At 29.3% G+C, this 17,961-nt stretch carries 19 protein-coding genes; 2 read left to right on the forward strand and 17 right to left on the reverse strand.

Going from position 1 to position 17,961, the window contains the following annotated elements; all coding sequences use genetic code 11:
• Positions 1 to 77: 77 nt before the first annotated feature.
• The 17 genes from rplS to pta all read right to left on the reverse strand — a co-directional run bounded on the left by rplS (position 78) and on the right by pta (position 15,201).
• Complete coding sequence (gene rplS, locus J1C67_RS17215; protein ID WP_089967840.1) at positions 78 to 428, reverse strand: 50S ribosomal protein L19; 351 nt, start codon at positions 426 to 428, stop codon at positions 78 to 80.
• 135 nt (positions 429 to 563) lie between these two features.
• Positions 564 to 1,277 carry a tRNA (guanosine(37)-N1)-methyltransferase TrmD gene (gene trmD / locus J1C67_RS17220; RefSeq protein WP_167865534.1) on the reverse strand — a complete coding sequence of 238 codons (714 nt, stop codon included), beginning with the start codon at positions 1,275 to 1,277 and terminating at the stop codon, positions 564 to 566.
• On the reverse strand, positions 1,267 to 1,764 hold the full coding sequence (gene rimM / locus J1C67_RS17225; protein WP_167865533.1) for a ribosome maturation factor RimM: 498 nt from the start codon (positions 1,762 to 1,764) through the stop codon (positions 1,267 to 1,269). The genes trmD and rimM overlap by 11 nt, the downstream gene beginning before the upstream one ends.
• 53 nt (positions 1,765 to 1,817) lie before the next feature.
• The gene (locus tag J1C67_RS17230; protein WP_089967850.1) at positions 1,818 to 2,057 is read right to left on the reverse strand and encodes a KH domain-containing protein; all 240 of its coding nucleotides are present in this window, start codon (positions 2,055 to 2,057) and stop codon (positions 1,818 to 1,820) included.
• Positions 2,058 to 2,101: 44 nt separating this feature from the next.
• Positions 2,102 to 2,341, reverse strand: a complete 240-nt coding sequence (gene rpsP / locus J1C67_RS17235) for a 30S ribosomal protein S16 (protein ID WP_089967853.1) — start codon at positions 2,339 to 2,341, stop codon at positions 2,102 to 2,104.
• 45 nt (positions 2,342 to 2,386) lie between these two features.
• On the reverse strand, positions 2,387 to 3,739 hold the full coding sequence (ffh, locus tag J1C67_RS17240) for a signal recognition particle protein (RefSeq protein ID WP_089967856.1): 1,353 nt from the start codon (positions 3,737 to 3,739) through the stop codon (positions 2,387 to 2,389).
• A gap of 16 nt (positions 3,740 to 3,755) precedes the next feature.
• Positions 3,756 to 4,085, reverse strand: coding sequence for a putative DNA-binding protein (locus tag J1C67_RS17245; protein WP_089967858.1), 330 nt, complete (start codon positions 4,083 to 4,085; stop codon positions 3,756 to 3,758).
• An 82-nt stretch (positions 4,086 to 4,167) separates the two neighbouring features.
• Entirely contained in the window at positions 4,168 to 5,079 is a 912-nt protein-coding gene (gene ftsY / locus J1C67_RS17250) for a signal recognition particle-docking protein FtsY (RefSeq protein WP_089967861.1), read from the reverse strand.
• Between the two features lie 11 nt (positions 5,080 to 5,090).
• Complete coding sequence (smc, locus tag J1C67_RS17255; protein WP_167865532.1) at positions 5,091 to 8,654, reverse strand: chromosome segregation protein SMC; 3,564 nt, start codon at positions 8,652 to 8,654, stop codon at positions 5,091 to 5,093.
• A 248-nt stretch (positions 8,655 to 8,902) separates the two neighbouring features.
• The gene (locus J1C67_RS17260) at positions 8,903 to 9,934 is read right to left on the reverse strand and encodes an elongator complex protein 3 (RefSeq protein WP_167865531.1); all 1,032 of its coding nucleotides are present in this window, start codon (positions 9,932 to 9,934) and stop codon (positions 8,903 to 8,905) included.
• Positions 9,927 to 10,625: a ribonuclease III gene (gene rnc, locus J1C67_RS17265; protein ID WP_089967870.1), complete on the reverse strand. Its 699-nt coding sequence runs from the start codon at positions 10,623 to 10,625 to the stop codon at positions 9,927 to 9,929. Before rnc ends, J1C67_RS17260 begins: the two co-directional genes overlap by 8 nt.
• A 127-nt stretch (positions 10,626 to 10,752) precedes the next feature.
• Complete coding sequence (gene acpP / locus J1C67_RS17270) at positions 10,753 to 10,980, reverse strand: acyl carrier protein (RefSeq protein ID WP_089967873.1); 228 nt, start codon at positions 10,978 to 10,980, stop codon at positions 10,753 to 10,755.
• Positions 10,981 to 11,057: 77 nt separating this feature from the next.
• Entirely contained in the window at positions 11,058 to 12,059 is a 1,002-nt protein-coding gene (gene plsX, locus J1C67_RS17275; RefSeq protein ID WP_089967876.1) for a phosphate acyltransferase PlsX, read from the reverse strand.
• A 54-nt stretch (positions 12,060 to 12,113) separates the two neighbouring features.
• Positions 12,114 to 12,299 (reverse strand): 50S ribosomal protein L32, encoded by a 186-nt coding sequence (gene rpmF / locus J1C67_RS17280; protein ID WP_089967879.1) that lies wholly within the window; start codon positions 12,297 to 12,299, stop codon positions 12,114 to 12,116.
• A gap of 2 nt (positions 12,300 to 12,301) precedes the next feature.
• Positions 12,302 to 12,808, reverse strand: coding sequence for a YceD family protein (locus J1C67_RS17285; RefSeq protein ID WP_089967882.1), 507 nt, complete (start codon positions 12,806 to 12,808; stop codon positions 12,302 to 12,304).
• A gap of 168 nt (positions 12,809 to 12,976) precedes the next feature.
• Positions 12,977 to 14,170, reverse strand: coding sequence for an acetate kinase (locus J1C67_RS17290; RefSeq protein WP_167865530.1), 1,194 nt, complete (start codon positions 14,168 to 14,170; stop codon positions 12,977 to 12,979).
• A 29-nt stretch (positions 14,171 to 14,199) separates the two neighbouring features.
• Entirely contained in the window at positions 14,200 to 15,201 is a 1,002-nt protein-coding gene (gene pta, locus J1C67_RS17295) for a phosphate acetyltransferase (RefSeq protein ID WP_089967888.1), read from the reverse strand.
• A gap of 228 nt (positions 15,202 to 15,429) precedes the next feature.
• Here pta and J1C67_RS17300 point away from each other — a divergent pair, with 228 nt between their 5' ends.
• Both J1C67_RS17300 and ylbJ read left to right on the forward strand, forming a co-directional pair.
• The gene (locus J1C67_RS17300) at positions 15,430 to 16,635 is read left to right on the forward strand and encodes a nucleotidyltransferase (RefSeq protein ID WP_167865529.1); all 1,206 of its coding nucleotides are present in this window, start codon (positions 15,430 to 15,432) and stop codon (positions 16,633 to 16,635) included.
• 92 nt (positions 16,636 to 16,727) lie between these two features.
• Positions 16,728 to 17,912 (forward strand): sporulation integral membrane protein YlbJ, encoded by a 1,185-nt coding sequence (gene ylbJ, locus J1C67_RS17305; RefSeq protein ID WP_167865528.1) that lies wholly within the window; start codon positions 16,728 to 16,730, stop codon positions 17,910 to 17,912.
• Positions 17,913 to 17,961 lie beyond the last annotated feature (49 nt).

Below are 17,961 nucleotides of genomic sequence, written 5' to 3' on the forward strand. Positions count from 1 at the left end.
ATATTATAGCCATATTTATAAATAAATAGCGAAAAAGGGACTTATAAAAGTCCCTTTTTATCTACTAAATTTAAATATTATCTAGTTAATAACTCTTTAACCTTAGCAGCCTTACCAACTCTGTCTCTTAAGTAGAATAATTTAGCTCTTCTTACTTTACCTCTTCTACTAATTTCAATCTTTTCTATAACTGGGCTATGAACTGGGAAAGTTCTTTCAACACCAGTTCCTAGAGCAACTCTTCTAACTGTAAAAGTTTCTCTTAAACCACCATTTTGTTTCTTCATTACTGTACCTTCGAACATTTGTACTCTTTCTCTAGTACCTTCCTTGATCTTTACATAAACCTTAACGTTATCTCCAACCTTAAAGTTTGGTAAATCAGTTCTTAATTGTTCAGCTTCAATAGCTCTTAATATTTCATTCATTGTGTAAGTCCCTCCTTGTTTTTTAAATTCGACGTTCTTAACAAATTGCTTTGACAGAGGACCGCTCGTACTAACACATAGATTATTTTAACATAAGTTATGTTAAATTTCAATAATTTTATTTATTTATCGTTACTAATTATCTTTACTTAATAATTTTATGTCTTCTTTGCTAAGGCATACTCTTTTAAATAAATCTGGTCTCTTGTTTTTAGTAATTAAAAGGGATTGTTTTCTTCTCCATTGTCTAATCTTTTCATGGTGCCCTGATAATAAAATATCTGGAACTCTTTCCCCTGCATAATCATCTGGTCTTGTATATTGAGGATATTCTAATAATCCATCAGAAAATGATTCATCCATATGACTCTCTTCTTTTCCAAGAACTCCATTTACTAACCTTAAAATAGAATCAATAACTGGAATTGCAGCCATTTCTCCTCCAGTTAAAATAAAATCTCCTAAAGAAATTTCCATATCAATATGATTATAAACTCTTTCATCTATACCTTCATAGTGTCCACATATAAATATAAGTTCTTGTTCTTTAGATAAATTTTCTGCCATTTGTTGATTAAACTTTTTACCCTTAGGCCCAAGAAAAATAACTTTCCCCTTATTAGATTTTTTGCAATGATTTATAGCATCTATTATAGGTTGAGGTGTCATAACCATGCCAGCTCCACCACCATAAGGGTAATCATCCACTTTTTTATGCTTATTCAAAGAAAAATCTCTTATATTAATAGCTTCAATTTCCATTAACCCCTTTTCCTTTGCCTTCCCTATAATGCTATGATTAAATATATCAAACATCTCAGGAAATAAAGTAAGGATATTAATCTTCATCTTGCCATTCTCCTACTGGTTTAATAGTTATTTTTTTATTATCTATATCAATATCTAATACAACATCTAAAATAACTGGAATCAACAATTCTTTAGGGCTCTTTATCCAATAAACATCATTACTCTTTGTTTGAATAACTTCATCTATTTTACCAAGTTCTTTTCCATTTGTATCATATACAAAACATTGCACTAAATCTGCTATGAAATAACAATCTTCTTCTAGCTCTATAGCATTTTCTCTTGGAATTTCGATTATTTTAGTTTTATATGTTTCAGCTTGTTCTATTGTATCAATACCTTCTATTCTAACTATAACCCTATCTTTTTGATATTTACAACCTAAAAGCTTTTTTTCTTCTCCATCAATAATAACATACTCTAACTCGTCAAATCTTTTTGGATCATCTGTTAAAGATATTACTTTCATTTCACCCTTTAATCCATGTGTGTTAACTATTTTTCCAACTCTTAAAAATCCGCTCATTTTTTCACCTCATAAAATATTTTTTTATATGTGTAAAAAGAGTTAGGAATATCCTAACTCTTTACATCAATAATTTCCACTACTACTTTTTTGTCGTCTTTAATTGCTGCAGCTTTGACAACAGTTCGAATTGCTTTCGCTATTCTTCCCTGTTTGCCTATAACTTTTCCCATATCTTCAGGAGCAACCTTTAGTTCAAGAATAATTGATTGCTCTCCTTGAAGCTCATTAACTGAAACTTCACTTGGATTATCCACAAGGGATCTAGCGATTACTTCAACTAATTCTTTCATAAACAACTGTAATTAATATTAATTACAGGTTCACCTCCTAAAAACTACTTGTTAACTGTAGCTAATAATCTTTTAACAACATCTGTTGGTTGTGCACCATCATTTATCCATTTTGTAGCCTTTTCTAAATCAATTTTGATTTCAGCTGGTTCTGTTAATGGATTGTAGTAACCTATTTCTTCTATACATCTACCATCTCTTGGGCTTCTTGAATCTGCAACTACTACTCTGTAGAAAGGAGCTTTCTTTTGACCCATTCTTCTTAATCTAATTTTAACTGCCATGTTTAATTTCACCTCCTTTAAAAATCATTGGTAATATATTTATTTCTAACTCATAAAAGGCATCTTACCAAATAATCCTTTTTTGCCTTTCTTTTGTAATGATTTCATTTGCTTCATTTGCTTTTTCATCATTTCATAACCTTTAATGAGTTTATTAACTTCTTGAATTGTTGAACCTGACCCTCTAGCTATTCTCTTCTTTCTTGAAGAAACAGTTGAAACTAATTTAGGATTTCTTCTTTCCTTTGGACTCATTGATTGAATTATTGCCTTTTGTTTTGCAATTGCTTTTTCACCTGCTGTGAAATCAACATTTTGCATTTCTTTTGGCATACCAGGCATCATTTCCATAATACTACTTAATGAACCTAGTTTCTTCATTTGATCCATGGCACTTAAATAATCCTCATAGTTAAAGTCATTTTCCATCATTTTTGTACTTAAATCTTGAGCTGATTTTTCATCAAAAGCTTCTTGTGCTTTTTCTATTAATGTAAGTACATCTCCCATTCCTAGGATTCTTGAAGCCATTCTATCTGGATAGAACACTTCAAAGTCAGTCATTTTTTCTCCAACTCCAATAAACTTAATTGGCTTTTCAGTCATATGTCTAATGGATAGAGCAGCTCCACCTCTAGTGTCTCCATCAAGCTTTGTTAATATTACTCCAGTTATATCTAAAGTATTATTAAAGCTTTCTGCAACATTTACGGCATCCTGACCTGTCATTGAATCTACAACTAATAGTATTTCTGTTGGGTTTATCTCTGACTTAATATCTTCAAGTTCACCCATAAGTGCTTCATCTATATGAAGTCTACCTGCAGTATCTATTATTATAACATTATTTCCATTATCTCTTCCGTGAGCCATACCAGCCTTTGCTATATCAACAGGGCTAATTTTGTCTCCCATTTGGAATACTGGAATATCAATTTGTGATCCAACAACCTCTAATTGTTTAATAGCTGCTGGTCTGTAAACATCACAGGCTACTAAAAGAGGTCTTTTATTATTTTTCTTAAGTTGAAGTGCTAATTTACCACACACGGTGGTTTTACCGGCTCCTTGAAGCCCAACTAGCATTATAATTGTTGTTCCATTATCTGAGTAATTTAATTTACTTTCACTACCACCCATAAGATTAGTAAGTTCATTATTAACTATTTTAATCACTTGTTGTCCTGGTGTCAGACTATCTAAAACCTCACTGCCAGAGCACTGCGTGCTAACGCTTGATATAAATGTCTTAACTACTTTGTAATTAACGTCAGCTTCTAATAATGCAAGTTTTACCTCTCTCATAGCTTCTTTTATATCTTTTTCAGTAAGCTTTCCTTTGCCCTTAAGCTTTTTTAAAGCTTCCTGTAACTTATCTGCTAAACCTTCAAAAGCCATGTTAACCCTCCTATGATTATAAATCCTCTAAAGTATATTTATACTCTTGATAATCCTCTTTTGATAGAGAATATTTATTTTTCATATTATCTAAAAGATCTATAATTTTCTTATCTTTTTCCAAACTTTTTTTAAGTAAGTTAAGCTTACTTTCATAGGATAGAAATTGTTTATAGCATCTATTTATTAGGTCATGGGTAGCTTGACGACTTGTGCTGCTTATTTCAGCAATTTCCGCTAATGATAAATCATCATTATAATAAAGCTCCATAATACCACGTTGCTTTTCTGTTAATAATGATCCGTAGAAATCCATTAACCTTGAAATTTCAAATCGATCTTTCATAAATATCACCTTACCCACAAATAAATTCTACCAAAATAATTTCCACCTGTCAAGTACTTTCACTTAACACCTAGTTATTTTTTTAAAATAATGCTTCTGCAAAACTTTCTGCATCAAATTCTTGAAGATCATCAATACCTTCTCCAACTCCAACATATCTAACTGGTATATCTAGAGCGTGTTTTATAGATATAACAACACCACCTTTTGCAGTTCCATCAAGTTTTGTAAGTATAATTCCATCTATTTTACACACTTCCATAAATTGCTTTGCTTGAATTATTGCATTTTGTCCTGTAGTTGCATCTAAAACCAATAAAGTTTCTTTTGACGCTTCTTCAAATTCTCTTTCTACTATTCTCCCTATTTTTTCGAGTTCATCCATAAGATTCTTTTTATTATGAAGTCTACCTGCCGTATCGCAAATCAATAAATCTACATTTCTTGATTTAGCTGCTGATATAGCATCGAAAACAACTGCTGCTGGATCTGAACCTTCACTATGTCTTATCATATCAACATTTGCTCTAGAGCTCCACACTTGAAGCTGATCAATAGCTGCTGCTCTAAAAGTATCCGCAGCTGCTAACAACACCTTTTTACCATCATTTTTATTTTTAGCTGCAAGCTTTCCTATTGATGTAGTTTTACCTACCCCATTTACGCCTATAACTAGAATCACCTTTTTATCACTCTTATCTTCTGGTACTTCATCGCCTTCTAACATCATTTCTTTTATAACAGCTTTTAGAGCTGGTCTAACTTCATCAATATCATTTATTTTTTCTTTTCTAATTTTTTCTTTTAATCTTTCTATTATAGTTATAGTTGTATCCATGCCAATATCAGACATTATTAATATTTCTTCTAGTTCTTCATATAAATCATCATCTATTGATACTGCTAACTTTAATACTTCATTTATTTTATCTGTTAGCGCATCTCTTGTTTTTGTTAATCCTGATTTTAAATTGTCAAAAAGTTTTCCAAACATCATTTGTCCTCCTAGTTATTTTTGCTTAAATCTACTGAAACAACTTTAGAAATCCCCTTCTCTTCCATAGTTATACCATACATCATATCACTAGCTTCCATAGTTCCTTTTCTATGAGTAATTACAATAAATTGAATGTGATCTGAAAACCTAGTTAAAAATTCTGCATATCTGTAAACATTAGCATCATCTAATGCAGCTTCAATTTCATCTAATATACAAAAGGGCGTAGGTTTCATCTTTAATATAGCAAATAATAGAGCTATTGCCGAAAGAACCTTTTCTCCACCAGACATAAGATTAATATTTTGAAGCTTTTTACCAGGTGGCTGAACATTTATTTCAATATTTGCAGTTAACTCATCCCCATCTGAGAGAATAAGTTCCCCAGTTCCTCCTTTAAATAGTTCTTTAAAGGTTTCGTTAAAGTTTTTATTAAGAATTTTAAAGTTTTCTTTAAATATACCTTGCATTTTAGTTGTCATTTCTAAAATAACCTTAAGCAGTTCATCTTTTGCTTTATTTAGATCCTCTTCTTGGGCAGCCATAAATTCATACTTTTCACATACTTCTTCATACTCGGCTATTGATGCAAGATTTACAGTTCCTAAAGCTGTTATTTTAGACTTCAATTTATAAATTTGTTCTTTAATAACTGAAAGATTTTCTATTTCTACTGCTATTTCAGCTGCTTCTGCTAAAGTTAGATTTAATTCTTCATTTAGCTTTTTATATAATCCATCTCTTTCACTTTCAAACCTAGCATTTGTTATTTCTTTTCTATTTAAATCATTTTCATCAATTCTTATTATATCAATTAATTCACTAGTTAAACCATCTTTAATTTTTAATTTCTCTTTTAAAGTTATTTTTTCTATTTCAGCTTCTTTAAATATCTCTTCTAACTGGCTAATTCTATATTCTATAACTTTAATTAATTCATTTTTTTCTTTTATGCTTTTTTCAATGTATTGTATATTTTTATATTGTTCCTTGCACTCTATATTTAAAGTTTCAATTTTATTATTCTTCTCTTGAATTTCTCGGTCTTTTCTAGATAATTCTACTGTTCTACCTTGAATCCATTCATCTAATGTTGCTTTTAAAAGCTTAATTTCTATAGAAACATCTCTAAACTTTTCTACTTCACTTCTTTTAATATTAAGAATTTTTTCTATTTCTAAAGCTTTATCTTTATTATTAACATTTTTATTTTTAAAAGCTTTTTGTTCCTCTTGTTTTTTAATTATTTGTTCTTTTAACTTAGAAAGTGTTTGTTTATTATATTTTAATTGCGATATAGATAATTCTAACGAACTCTTAAGCTTTAAACTTTCACTTTCTAAACCTCTAATTTCACTATCAAATCTTGTTATTTCAATATTTTTTTCATGAATTTCATCACGCTTGTTTAAATTTTCATCATCTAAAACTTTAATACTAGCTTTTATTTCCTTAAGTTCACTAACTTCTTTAGTATACTTTTCTTTGTTATCCTTAATAGACAATTCTAACTCTTGAATTTCTCTCTTTCTTCCAAGTATATTAGAGTTCTTAGAATATATACTACCTCCTGTTAATGCTCCTCCAGGGCTTATAACTTCACCATTTAACGTAACTATTCTAATCTTATGTTTACCTATCTTTGAAATTTCAAGAGCTGCATCCATATCTCTAGCTATAATAGTTCTGCCTAATGAATAATCCATTATATTTTTATATTTATCATCAAAATTAATTATATCTGATGCTATTCCTAAATACCCTTCAGCACTAACTATTTCACTTTGAACTATTACTCTATTCCCCTTAATTATATTTAAAGGTAAAAATGTAGCTCTTCCTAAACGATTATCTGTTAAGTATTTAATAAGTTCCTTAGCTATTAATTCATTTTCCGTAATTACATTAGATATAGCTCCCCCTAATGATATTTCAATAGCAATTTCATATTGCTTGTCTACAGTAAATATATCACCAATTACTTTTGTACCTTCTTTAGCTTTTGATATTAGTCCTTTTTCTATTCTATCCATTAAATTCTTAACTGATTTATTATAACCTTCATAACTTTTTTCTAAGTCAGAAAGTGTAGTGTATTTACCTTCTAAGTTATTAATAATCCTTGTAATTTCTTTTACATTCACTTCTTTTTTAGTAGAAGTGCCTAGTAAAGATGTTATTTTCTTTTTATTCTCTATTATTAATGTTTTAATTTCTTCTCTTTCTAAATTACTAGTTTCTATATTCTCATTTAAGCCTTTAGCTGTTCCACTATTTATGCTTATATTACTTTCTATAGATTTTAATGAATTACTTAAATAAGTTTCTCCCTCTTCTGTGTTTAGGATATCTTTATTTAATACAGCTATACTATTATTAATTTCTGAAGTTTTTCTTAAAAGTTCAAATTCATCATCTTTTAAAGAGTTAACTTCTTTTTCTAGTCTTTGAATTGTAATATTTAATGTTTTTATATTATTTTCAAAGTTTTTAATATTTTCTTCTTTTTCAATTTGATTATTTCTTTTTTCATGAAGTTCGCTTTTTAAAAAAATTCTTTCATCTTCTAATATTTTCACACTATTATCTAATTCTGTAATTTCATTAGTATTTTTTTCTATTATACTTAAAAGATTCTTAATTCTTTCTTTAAATAGTTCAATATCATTTACACTTTTAGAAGCATCTTCTTTCTTTGAGTAATAATCTTTTTTTTCTATATTATTTTTTTCATCTAAAGAATTTATTTTAACTTCTAATTCTTCAATTATAGTTTTTTCAACTTCTAGCTTTTTTCTTTTTCCTAGCAAAACAATATTACGTTCTTTTATATCTTCAGTTAAACTTTTAATTTCGTTCTCTACTTTTTTTATGTACTGAACCACTGTAGAAACTTCTTTAATTTTTAACTCATCTGCTAGATTTTTGTATTTCAAAGCCTTTTCTCTTTCGATTCTAAGTGGCTCTAATCTCTCTTCATAAGTTCCAATTATATCTCTTATTCTAACTAAATTATTTTCTGTATTTGATAACTTCTTCTCGCCTTCTTCTTTTCTTGATTTAAATTTTACAATACCAGCAGCCTCTTCAAGTAAAGATCTTCTCTCTTCAGGCTTCCCGCTTAATATTGCATCTATTTTACCTTGTCCAATTAATGAATAACCTTCTTTTCCTATACCTGTATCCATAAATAAATTATTTATATCTTTTAATCTACATTTTTGATTATTCATAAGATATTCTGTTTCACCAGATCTAAATATACGCCTAGTAATTGTTACTTCTGAGTAATCTGTTCCAAGCTCTCCATCTGTGTTATCTAATGTAAGGGATACTTGTGCAAGTCCTACCGCTTTTCTAAATTGAGTACCTGCAAAGATTACATCCTCCATTTTTCCACCTCTAAGAGTTTTTACACTTTGTTCTCCAAGTACCCATCTAACTGAATCAGAAATATTACTTTTTCCGCTTCCATTAGGTCCAACTACTGCTGTTATCCCTCTTTTAAACTTTAACTGTGTTTTATCTGCAAATGATTTAAATCCCCTTATTTCTAATGATTTTAAAAACATTGATCCACTCCCTATCTAAAACAATATGCCTGGTAATAATGTAATAATAAATATAATTGCTAAAAAAACTGTTATTACATATATCATTTTTTGTCTTGTTGCTTTTTTCATAAATATCACTCCTATGCTATATTAGTCTATTTTTTCAGATGCCTTAATTTTATTATATATATATATAAATAGCAATAAGGTAGGCTTTATTTATGCCCACCTTATATTTTTTACCATTTAATTTATTTTTCAAGCACCTAGATTATTATATCTTCTATTTTTTTAACTACTATTAACTTTATTTTCCCAATCTTCAACTTATCATTTATAGTTACATTTATTTGACCATTATGATTTTGTTTAAGATTATTAAAATAAACTTTCTTATTTGCATATAGTTTACTTAAATCTTTAGAATTAACCTCTAATATTATATTATCATTTTTTTCTATTTGATTTTGTATATTCTCGCAAATTAAACTACTTTCAACAAGTTCTCTAAATGATGGGTGAAATGGTCCATCTATTATATCTTGTCCCCAAGTTATAGCTTCAGTTGGTTGTAATCCCATTCTTATTATTGGTATATTTTCTTTTTTGTACAACTTATACATTTCTTTTGATATAGAAACTGCATCCTCTAATGAATACGGAGTGAAACGTCCATCCTTATACATATCTTCCATTGGAGTATCACGAATTACAAGGGCTGGATATATTCTGCATAAATCCGGTTTCATTTCTATTGATTTTTTTACTGTTTTAATATCTTTTTCAAATGTATCTCCAGGAAGACCTGGCATAATTTGATGCACTAATGTTATTCCATATTCTTTAATTAGTTTTGATGCATTAACTACTTCTAAGACCCCATGACCACGTCCAGATAGCCTTAGCACATCTTCATCTAATGATTGCACTCCAAGTTCAATAACATCAACTTTATATTCTTTTAAATAATCTAATATACCTTTGTTTATTGCATCTGGTCTTGTAGATAATCTAATTTTATTTATTAAACCTTTATCTTTATACTCTTTGGCAACACTTAAAAGTTCTTTTTGTTTATCAACATTTATCGCTGTAAATGTGCCTCCAAAAAATGACACTTCAATAGTTGCACTTTTGTTATTTATACTTTCTAAATATTCATCTATAGTTTTTACTACATCTTTTGCCGTTACCTCATTAACTACTTTTGCAATTCTATCTTGATTACAAAATACACATTGATGGGGACATCCTTGATGTGATATAAAAACTGGGATGATGTAATGATTTTTACTCATTTACTTCCTCCAGAATTTTCAATGCTTCTTTTGCTGCATTTTGTTCTGCTTCTTTTTTACTATATCCATCTCCACTTCCGAATTCTTTATTATCAACTATTACTGTAGTAAAGAATTTCCTTCTATGTGGTGGACCTTCATACTTTGTTAACTCATATACTATAGAAACTTCTCCAGTCTTTTGAAGTTCTTCTTGCAATTTAGTTTTATAGTCTAATACTATATCATTATTAATCGCCATATTTATTATTATTTGGAAATGTCCTAAGATAAAATCTTTAACAAATTCTAATCCTTTATCTAAATATATTCCAGCTATTAATGCTTCTACAGCATCTGCTATTATAGATACTCTTTCTCTTCCGCCTGTTAGTTCTTCGCCTCTACTAATTCTAATAAATGATCCTAGTTTAAGTTTACAGCCTATTTCATATAATGAGTTTTCACAAACTATTAAACTTCTTATTTTAGTAAGCTCACCTTCACTTTTCTCTTTATAATTTAAGAATAAATATTCTGTTACACAAAGTTGTAGTATTGCATCTCCTATAAATTCATATCTCTCATTATATTCTTGGTCTTTATGTTGATTTGCATAAGAGCTATGTGTTAATGAGGTTTTAAGTAACTTATTTTCATTAAAACTTACTCCAATAGTTTCTTCAATTTCCTTTATATTAAATTTATTCATTTTTATTACACTCCTTGGAGTTTATTCTTCAATTTGCTTACGGATATTTTTAAAAATAACTAACAAATTCAAGAATAAACCAAATATAGTAAATATAAAATCCCGCTAACTTAGCGGGATTTTATTATTATTCTAGACTAGCTTTTAAGTAATTAACTACATCTCCTACAGTTGAAAATCCTTCTGTATCTTCATCTGGAATTTCAGTTTCTAATTCTTCTTCAAGAGCCATCATAAGTTCAACTAAATCTAATGAATCTGCATTCAAATCCTCTGAGAATGTTGACTCCATAGTAATCTGATCTTCGCTAATGCTTAACTTATCAGCTATTATTCCTCTAATTTTTTCGAACATTGTTTTCACCTCCTAAATACATCCATTAAGATAATATTATATATTATATTTATAGTCAATATCTCTTATAATATAAATTATAGATTATTTTGAAGTTCTTCTTTTATCTTGGCTAAGACATCATTATCATAAAAAGCTTTTGTTTGTCTAATAGCATTTTTAAATGCTTTTGCATCAGAACTTCCATGAGCTTTTATGCAAATTCCATCCACGCCTAAGAATGGTGCTCCACCATATTCTTTATAGTCAAATTTAACCTTTAAACTTTTGAAAACAGGTTTTAAAAGCAAAGCTCCTAGTTTACCTCTTATTCCACCAGTTAAAATTTCATCTTTCATCATACCTAGAAGTGTAGAAGCTACTCCTTCATACATCTTTAATAAAGTATTACCTGTAAAACCATCACAAACTAGTACATTAACATCACCAGCCGATACATCTCTTGGTTCTACATTCCCTACAAAGTTTAGGTTTTGTTCTTCTTTTAATAGCTTAAATGCGGCTTTAGTTAATTCATTACCTTTCTCTTCTTCTGCTCCTATGTTAACAAGACCAACTGAAGGTTTTTCGTTTCCGATTACACCTTGATAGTAAATCTTCCCCATATGAGCGAATTGAGTTAAATAATTTGGCTTACAATCTACATTGGCTCCAGCATCAATTATCATAAAGCTACCATTTTTACCTGGCATTATAGGTGCTAAAGCTGGTCTTTCAACGCCTTTAATTCTTCCTACTATTAAAGTACATCCTGCAAGAAATGCTCCTGTGCTTCCACCAGAAATAACTGCATCACATTCTCCATCTTTAACTAACTTCAAAGCTTTACATATACTTGAATCTTTTTTCTTTCTTATAGCCATTACAGGATGTTCATTAGGCTCAATTACCTCTTTTGCATCTATAATTGTTATACAATTACTAATAAATTCTTGTTTTCTAAATTCTTCTTCAATTAGTTCCTTTGGTCCTGTTATATATACTTTAATATCTTTATATTCCATTATAGCTTGAATAACACCATCCACTACAGCTTTTGGTGCATTATCTCCACCCATACCATCTATAGCTATTTTCATAAAATTCGCCCCTTATTCTTATATATAAAAGAAAAGAAAGTCTTAAGACTTTCTTTATTCTGCTGATGTAGCAACCACTTCTTTACCTTTGTAGAATCCACAGTTTTTACAAACTCTGTGAGATAACTTCATTTCGTTACATTGTTGACACTTAACTATTCCAGGTAAGCTTAACTTATAAGTTTGAGCTCTTCTTGAATCTCTCTTTGCTCTATACGTTTTTCTAGCAGGATTTCCCATTATTACACCTCCTCATTTGCAAACAACTCTTGTAGCTTTGCCAATCTTAAGTCTACATCATTTGTCGTACATTGACAACTATCTTCGTTAAGATTTTTACCACATTGGTGACAAAGTCCATTACAGTCATTTTTACACAGTCTCTTAATAGGTAAGGTTGAAATAATACTATTTTCAACTATTTCGGTGATATCTATTGAATCACCTTCTACAAAAATAATTTGCTCATCTTCGATAAGTTCCTTATCCATCGTAAACCTTTCTTCTATATCAATATCTATTGGATAGATAAAGGTTCCTAAGCACCTTGAACAACAAAGCTTAAGCTCTGTCTTAACTGAAGCATTAACAGTTAATATTTCTTCTGTTGATTTAACTTCACCAACAACCTCAACTGCTTCTGCTGTAATCTTTTCACCATCAAAATATAATGGCTTTAAATCATAAGTTACATTGATTTCTCTTTTTCTTTCTTTTTTAGACATCAATTCTCTAAATTCTATAATCATATGTAACCCTCCGAATTATGTCCTAAGACATTAAATGCTTTTACTGTTAGTATATGTATTTCTATAATTTTAGTATTAAAAATTTTTCCGTACAATATATACCCAATAAACACAATTTATTATATAAACTGCAACTAAAAAAGTCAAGCAATTTATATAAAATTACTCTTATATTAATTTTACTGTATCTCTTGCAATCATTAATTCTTCATTAGTTGGAATTACAAATGCCTTAACTTTACAGTTTTCCTTAGATATTTCTCTAACTTTTCCTCTTACTGCATTTCTTTCTGTATCTATTTCTACTCCTAGGAATTCTAATCCTTTTAAGCATGCTTCTCTAGTTTCTGGACCATTTTCTCCAACACCAGCTGTAAAGACTATTGCATCTACGCCACCCATAATAGCTGCATATGCCCCTATTTGAGCTCTAACCTTATAATGGAATATATCTAAAGCTAAGTTAGCTCTACGATTATTTTGTTTAAATGCCGCATCTTCTATATCTCTAAAATCCGAGCTTATTCCTGAAATTCCAAGAACTCCTGATTCTTTATTTAAAAGATTGTTTGCATCTTCAACTGAATAGTTTAACTCTTTTATTAAATAAGTAACAATAGCTGGATCTATACTTCCACATCTAGTTCCCATAGCAACTCCATCAAGAGGTGTGAATCCCATTGAAGTATCAATTGATATACCATTTTTAATAGCACATAAACTTGCTCCATTTCCTAAATGACAAGTAATTATTTTCAAATCTTTTATATCTTTTCCCATAACTTCTGCAACTTGCTCTGAAACAAATTTGTGTGAAGTTCCATGGAAACCATATTTTCTTATTGAATGTTTTTCATATAATTCATATGGCAGAGCATATATAAATGCTTCTTCTGGCATAGTTTGGTGGAATGCAGTATCAAAAACAACAACCATAGGTGTTTTTGGCATTAACTCTCTACAAGCATTAATTCCAATTATATGTGCTGGATTATGTAATGGTGCAAGCTTTACGCAAGCTTCTATATCTGCCATAACTTCATCATTAATTAAAACTGATTCACAATATTTTTCTCCACCATGAACAATTCTATGACCAACTGATGAAATTTCTTCCATTGAAGATATAACACCATTTTGCTTATCAACTAACGCTTCTAAAACCAGTTTTATTGCAGTTTTGTGATCTTTCATTGGTTGTTTAATTATATATTTATCTTTTCCTTCAACCTTTTGGATTAAAACTGAACCTTCGATTCCTATTTTTTCAACTAATCCTTGTGCTAAAGATTCTTCAGTTGTCATATCTATTAATTGATATTTTAATGATGAACTACCACAGTTTATTACTAATATTTTCATTCGTGAAATTCCTCCTAAAAATTATTGGTTTATTTTTGTTCTTGTGCTTGAACTGCAGTTAATACTACAACATTTACTATGTCGTCATCACTACATCCTCTTGACAAATCATTAATTGGTTTTGCAAAACCTTGACACATTGGTCCTATAGCATCTGCATTTGCAAATCTTTGAACTAATTTATATCCAATATTTCCACTTTGTAAATCAGGGAAAATTAAAACATTAGCTCTTCCAGCTACTTTACTGTTTGGTGCTTTTTGAGAAGCAACCTTTTCAACTATTGCAGCATCTAACTGCATTTCTCCATCTATTAATAAATCTGGTCTTAATTCTTTAGCAAGTTCTGTTGCGCGTCTAACCTTATCTACAGTTTCATGGTCAGCACTTCCCATAGTTGAAAATGATAACATGGCAACTCTTGGCTCTATTTTACATAATTTTCTAGCTGTATCTGCTGTAGCTATAGCAATTTGTGCTAATTGCTCATAAGTCGGATTTGGGTTTACAGCACAATCTGAGAATAATAATAATCCTTCTTCACCATACTTTGAACCTGGTACCATCATTATGAAGAAACTTGATACTACTGAAACACCTGGTGTTGTTTTAATAATTTGAAGTCCTGGTCTTAACAAGTCACCAGTTGTGTGAATTGCTCCTGAAACCATTCCATCTGCATCATCTAGTTTAACCATCATTGTTCCAAAATATAAAGGATCTCTAACAATTTTGTCTGCCTTTTCCATTGTCATACCTTTATTTTTTCTTAGTTCATAAAACTCTTTAATATATTCTCCAAGTCTTTCTGACTTTTCTGGGTTAACAATTTCTATCCCCTCTAAATTCACACCTATCTCTTTTGCTTTTCTGTAAATTTTTTCATCATCTCCAATTAAAATTGGATAAGCGAGTTCAAGTTTATAAATTTTTTCAGCTGCTGATAAAGTTCTTTCTTCTTCACCTTCTGGAAGAACGATTCTTTTCTTATCAGCCTTTGCTGCATTCCATAATTTTTTCATAAGCTCCATAATTAATTGCTCCTTTCAATAAAGATACATATATCTTCATATACTAATATACTACTAAGTAAGTATGCTTTTCAACACTAAAATGCTTCAACTATTTAATTCTTTATATTAGCAATTTTCTGAAAATACCCAAAATTAACTTCTACAATAGTAATGGCTTACATTCTATCTTTTACTTTTTTAATAATATGTTATAATATTTTTATATTTTCATAAAGGAGTGTAATTATGAATATTACCGGAATAATAACAGAATATAACCCCTTTCACAACGGACATCTCCACCACCTATCATCTGCGAGGGCAGTAACTGGCTGCGATGGCGTAGTTTGCATAATGAGTGGAAATTTCATGCAACGTGGTGAACCTGCAATAATTGATAAATGGGAAAGAACATCTATGGCAATTGAAAATGGAGTAGACCTAGTTATTGAACTTCCAACATTTTATGCTTTATCTTCAGCAGAACATTTTGCAAAAGGCTCATTATCTATTCTTGACTCTTTAGGCATAATTAATAACATTTTTTTTGGAAGTGAATGCGGAAATGTAGAAGATTTAGTCAAAATAGCTAGTGTTTTAACTGATGAACCCCTAGAATTTAAAAATGAGTTAAAAGTAAATTTAAACAAAGGCCTAACATTTGCTAAATCAAGAGAACTTTCTTTAGTAAAAGTATTAGGAGACGAGACTTTATCAGAGATACTTCAAAACTCTAATAATATTCTTGGAATAGAATACATAAAAGCAATTTTATCACTTAATAGTAAGATCAAGCCTATTACTCTAAAAAGAAAAGGATCAGCTTATAACGATAAAAATCTATCCTCTGAGTTTGCATCTGCTACGAGCATTAGAGAATCTTTAAAAAATCCTAATTCATCAGATGAATTAGCAAAATATATGCCACCAAAAAGTTATGAAATATTAAAGAAATTACAGGAAAATGATTACCCTTTTATCTTTGAAGAAGAAATGTTTAAGTTCATAAAGTACAGGATAGTTAGTAATTGTATAAATTTTAACAACCTTTTAGAAATCTCTGAGGGACTTGATAATAAAATTATCAAAGAAATATACAATAGTAACTCTTATGAAGAGTTTGTTTTAAATATAAAAAGTAAAAGATATACCTATACAAAAATTTCTAGACTTCTTACACAAATATTTATTGGACTTGATATTTATAACTCTAAAAATTTGTTTAATAAAGATTTACTTTATGCGAGAATCCTTGGTTTTAACCATAAAGGCAGAGAGATTTTAAAAGAAATGAAAAAAACTTCTACCATTCCTTTAATTACAAAGGTTCCAAAGAATATAGATAACCCCCTACTTGAATTAGATATAGCCGCTACTAAGTGTTATTCCTTACTTAATGCTAAAGTTAATCCTTTTAGCGATTATTTAAAAGGTCCTATAATAAAACATTAATAATAAGTAACCATTTGCATATAAATATTAAGGGAGCTAAAAGAATCTAACTAGTTATTTTTTTGAAGACTTCCTAAGACAGGAGGAATTCTATGTTTTATATTTTTATTCTATGGATTTTTATTATTGTTTTAATTATTACCCTTTTAAAACTTTTAAACATAAAAAAGAACTATTTGATTTGCTTTTTAATTACTTTTCTTATAGTTTTATTCGCTATTAATATGGATAGTTGCATTATAGCTGCAATAGATGGAGCCGATTTAGTTGTAAAAGCTATATTACCTACTATATTCCCATTTACAGTTATATGTAACCTTTTGATTTCCTTTGATGGGATAAGACTTTATTCTAAGGTGATCGGACCTTTGTTTTGCAAGCCACTTGGTTTATCTAAAAACTGTTCATTTCCAATAGCTGCTAGCTTTTTATGTGGCTATCCACTAGGTGCAAAATATTCATCAGATCTCTATAACATGGGATACATAAAAAAAACTGAATATCAAAGGCTAATAAACATAGCTTCAAATGCTGGTCCTATTTTTCTTATTGGATCTATTGGCACCGCTATGCTTTCAAGCCCTATTTATGGATATATATTGCTTATAGCTAATTATCTTTCTCTAATTTTTGTAGGTTTTTTAACAAAGAAAAAAAATAATAACCTTCCTAGCTCTTCTACACAACTACCATCGTACACCGAAAAAAACTTTGGTGTTATATTAAAAGAATCAATAGAAAGCGGGATTTCTACTACTTTAAACGTATCTGCATTTGTTATTATATTTTCAGTAATTATAAGCATAATTAAAGGCAATGCTTATATAAACATTGCCTTTAATAATTTAGAAACATTTTTAAATTTCCCTATTGATTCTATATATTCTTTATTTTTAGGTAGTATAGAGTTTACTAATGGTTGTAAACTTATTGCAACCTCTACTCTTTCTATAAACTTAAAACTTAGTATGATAAGTTTTATATGTTCTTTCTCAGGACTTTCTATACTTGCACAAGTAAGTTCGTTTATTAGTAAAGATAATATCTCTATGGGTAAATACACCTTCTGGAAGCTTATCCAAGGGGTTATAAGCTTTGTTATTACTTTTGTATCAAGCAAACTGTTATTAACCAGTGTGGCTACTTCAAGCATAATTAATAAGGGTAGCCATATAAATAATATTTATGTATTTATATTACCGATCTTAATTCTTTTATTATTAACTTTATCTTTTAAATTTATTTGTTATAGGTTTAGATATCTTCAAAAAAAATAACAAGCCAATATGCTAGTCTATTCGCACCTTGACTTGTTACTTTTTTCAA

The sequence above is a fragment of the Clostridium gasigenes genome, from assembly GCF_017348895.1.
Classification (GTDB): domain Bacteria; phylum Bacillota; class Clostridia; order Clostridiales; family Clostridiaceae; genus Clostridium; species Clostridium gasigenes.

What these genes read in the sequence shown, in the direction of transcription:
- rplS (WP_089967840.1), bottom strand. Translation starts at nt 428, where the DNA reads ATGAATGAAATATTAAGAGCTATTGAAGCTGAACAATTAAGAACTGAT.
- trmD (WP_167865534.1), bottom strand. Translation starts at nt 1,277, where the DNA reads ATGAAGATTAATATCCTTACTTTATTTCCTGAGATGTTTGATATATTT.
- rimM (WP_167865533.1), bottom strand. Translation starts at nt 1,764, where the DNA reads ATGAGCGGATTTTTAAGAGTTGGAAAAATAGTTAACACACATGGATTA.
- J1C67_RS17230 (WP_089967850.1), bottom strand. Translation starts at nt 2,057, where the DNA reads ATGAAAGAATTAGTTGAAGTAATCGCTAGATCCCTTGTGGATAATCCA.
- rpsP (WP_089967853.1), bottom strand. Translation starts at nt 2,341, where the DNA reads ATGGCAGTTAAAATTAGATTAAGAAGAATGGGTCAAAAGAAAGCTCCT.
- ffh (WP_089967856.1), bottom strand. Translation starts at nt 3,739, where the DNA reads ATGGCTTTTGAAGGTTTAGCAGATAAGTTACAGGAAGCTTTAAAAAAG.
- J1C67_RS17245 (WP_089967858.1), bottom strand. Translation starts at nt 4,085, where the DNA reads ATGAAAGATCGATTTGAAATTTCAAGGTTAATGGATTTCTACGGATCA.
- ftsY (WP_089967861.1), bottom strand. Translation starts at nt 5,079, where the DNA reads ATGTTTGGAAAACTTTTTGACAATTTAAAATCAGGATTAACAAAAACA.
- smc (WP_167865532.1), bottom strand. Translation starts at nt 8,654, where the DNA reads ATGTTTTTAAAATCATTAGAAATAAGGGGATTTAAATCATTTGCAGAT.
- J1C67_RS17260 (WP_167865531.1), bottom strand. Translation starts at nt 9,934, where the DNA reads ATGAGTAAAAATCATTACATCATCCCAGTTTTTATATCACATCAAGGA.
- rnc (WP_089967870.1), bottom strand. Translation starts at nt 10,625, where the DNA reads ATGAATAAATTTAATATAAAGGAAATTGAAGAAACTATTGGAGTAAGT.
- acpP (WP_089967873.1), bottom strand. Translation starts at nt 10,980, where the DNA reads ATGTTCGAAAAAATTAGAGGAATAATAGCTGATAAGTTAAGCATTAGC.
- plsX (WP_089967876.1), bottom strand. Translation starts at nt 12,059, where the DNA reads ATGAAAATAGCTATAGATGGTATGGGTGGAGATAATGCACCAAAAGCT.
- rpmF (WP_089967879.1), bottom strand. Translation starts at nt 12,299, where the DNA reads ATGGGAAATCCTGCTAGAAAAACGTATAGAGCAAAGAGAGATTCAAGA.
- J1C67_RS17285 (WP_089967882.1), bottom strand. Translation starts at nt 12,808, where the DNA reads ATGATTATAGAATTTAGAGAATTGATGTCTAAAAAAGAAAGAAAAAGA.
- J1C67_RS17290 (WP_167865530.1), bottom strand. Translation starts at nt 14,170, where the DNA reads ATGAAAATATTAGTAATAAACTGTGGTAGTTCATCATTAAAATATCAA.
- pta (WP_089967888.1), bottom strand. Translation starts at nt 15,201, where the DNA reads ATGGAGCTTATGAAAAAATTATGGAATGCAGCAAAGGCTGATAAGAAA.
- J1C67_RS17300 (WP_167865529.1), top strand. Translation starts at nt 15,430, where the DNA reads ATGAATATTACCGGAATAATAACAGAATATAACCCCTTTCACAACGGA.
- ylbJ (WP_167865528.1), top strand. Translation starts at nt 16,728, where the DNA reads ATGTTTTATATTTTTATTCTATGGATTTTTATTATTGTTTTAATTATT.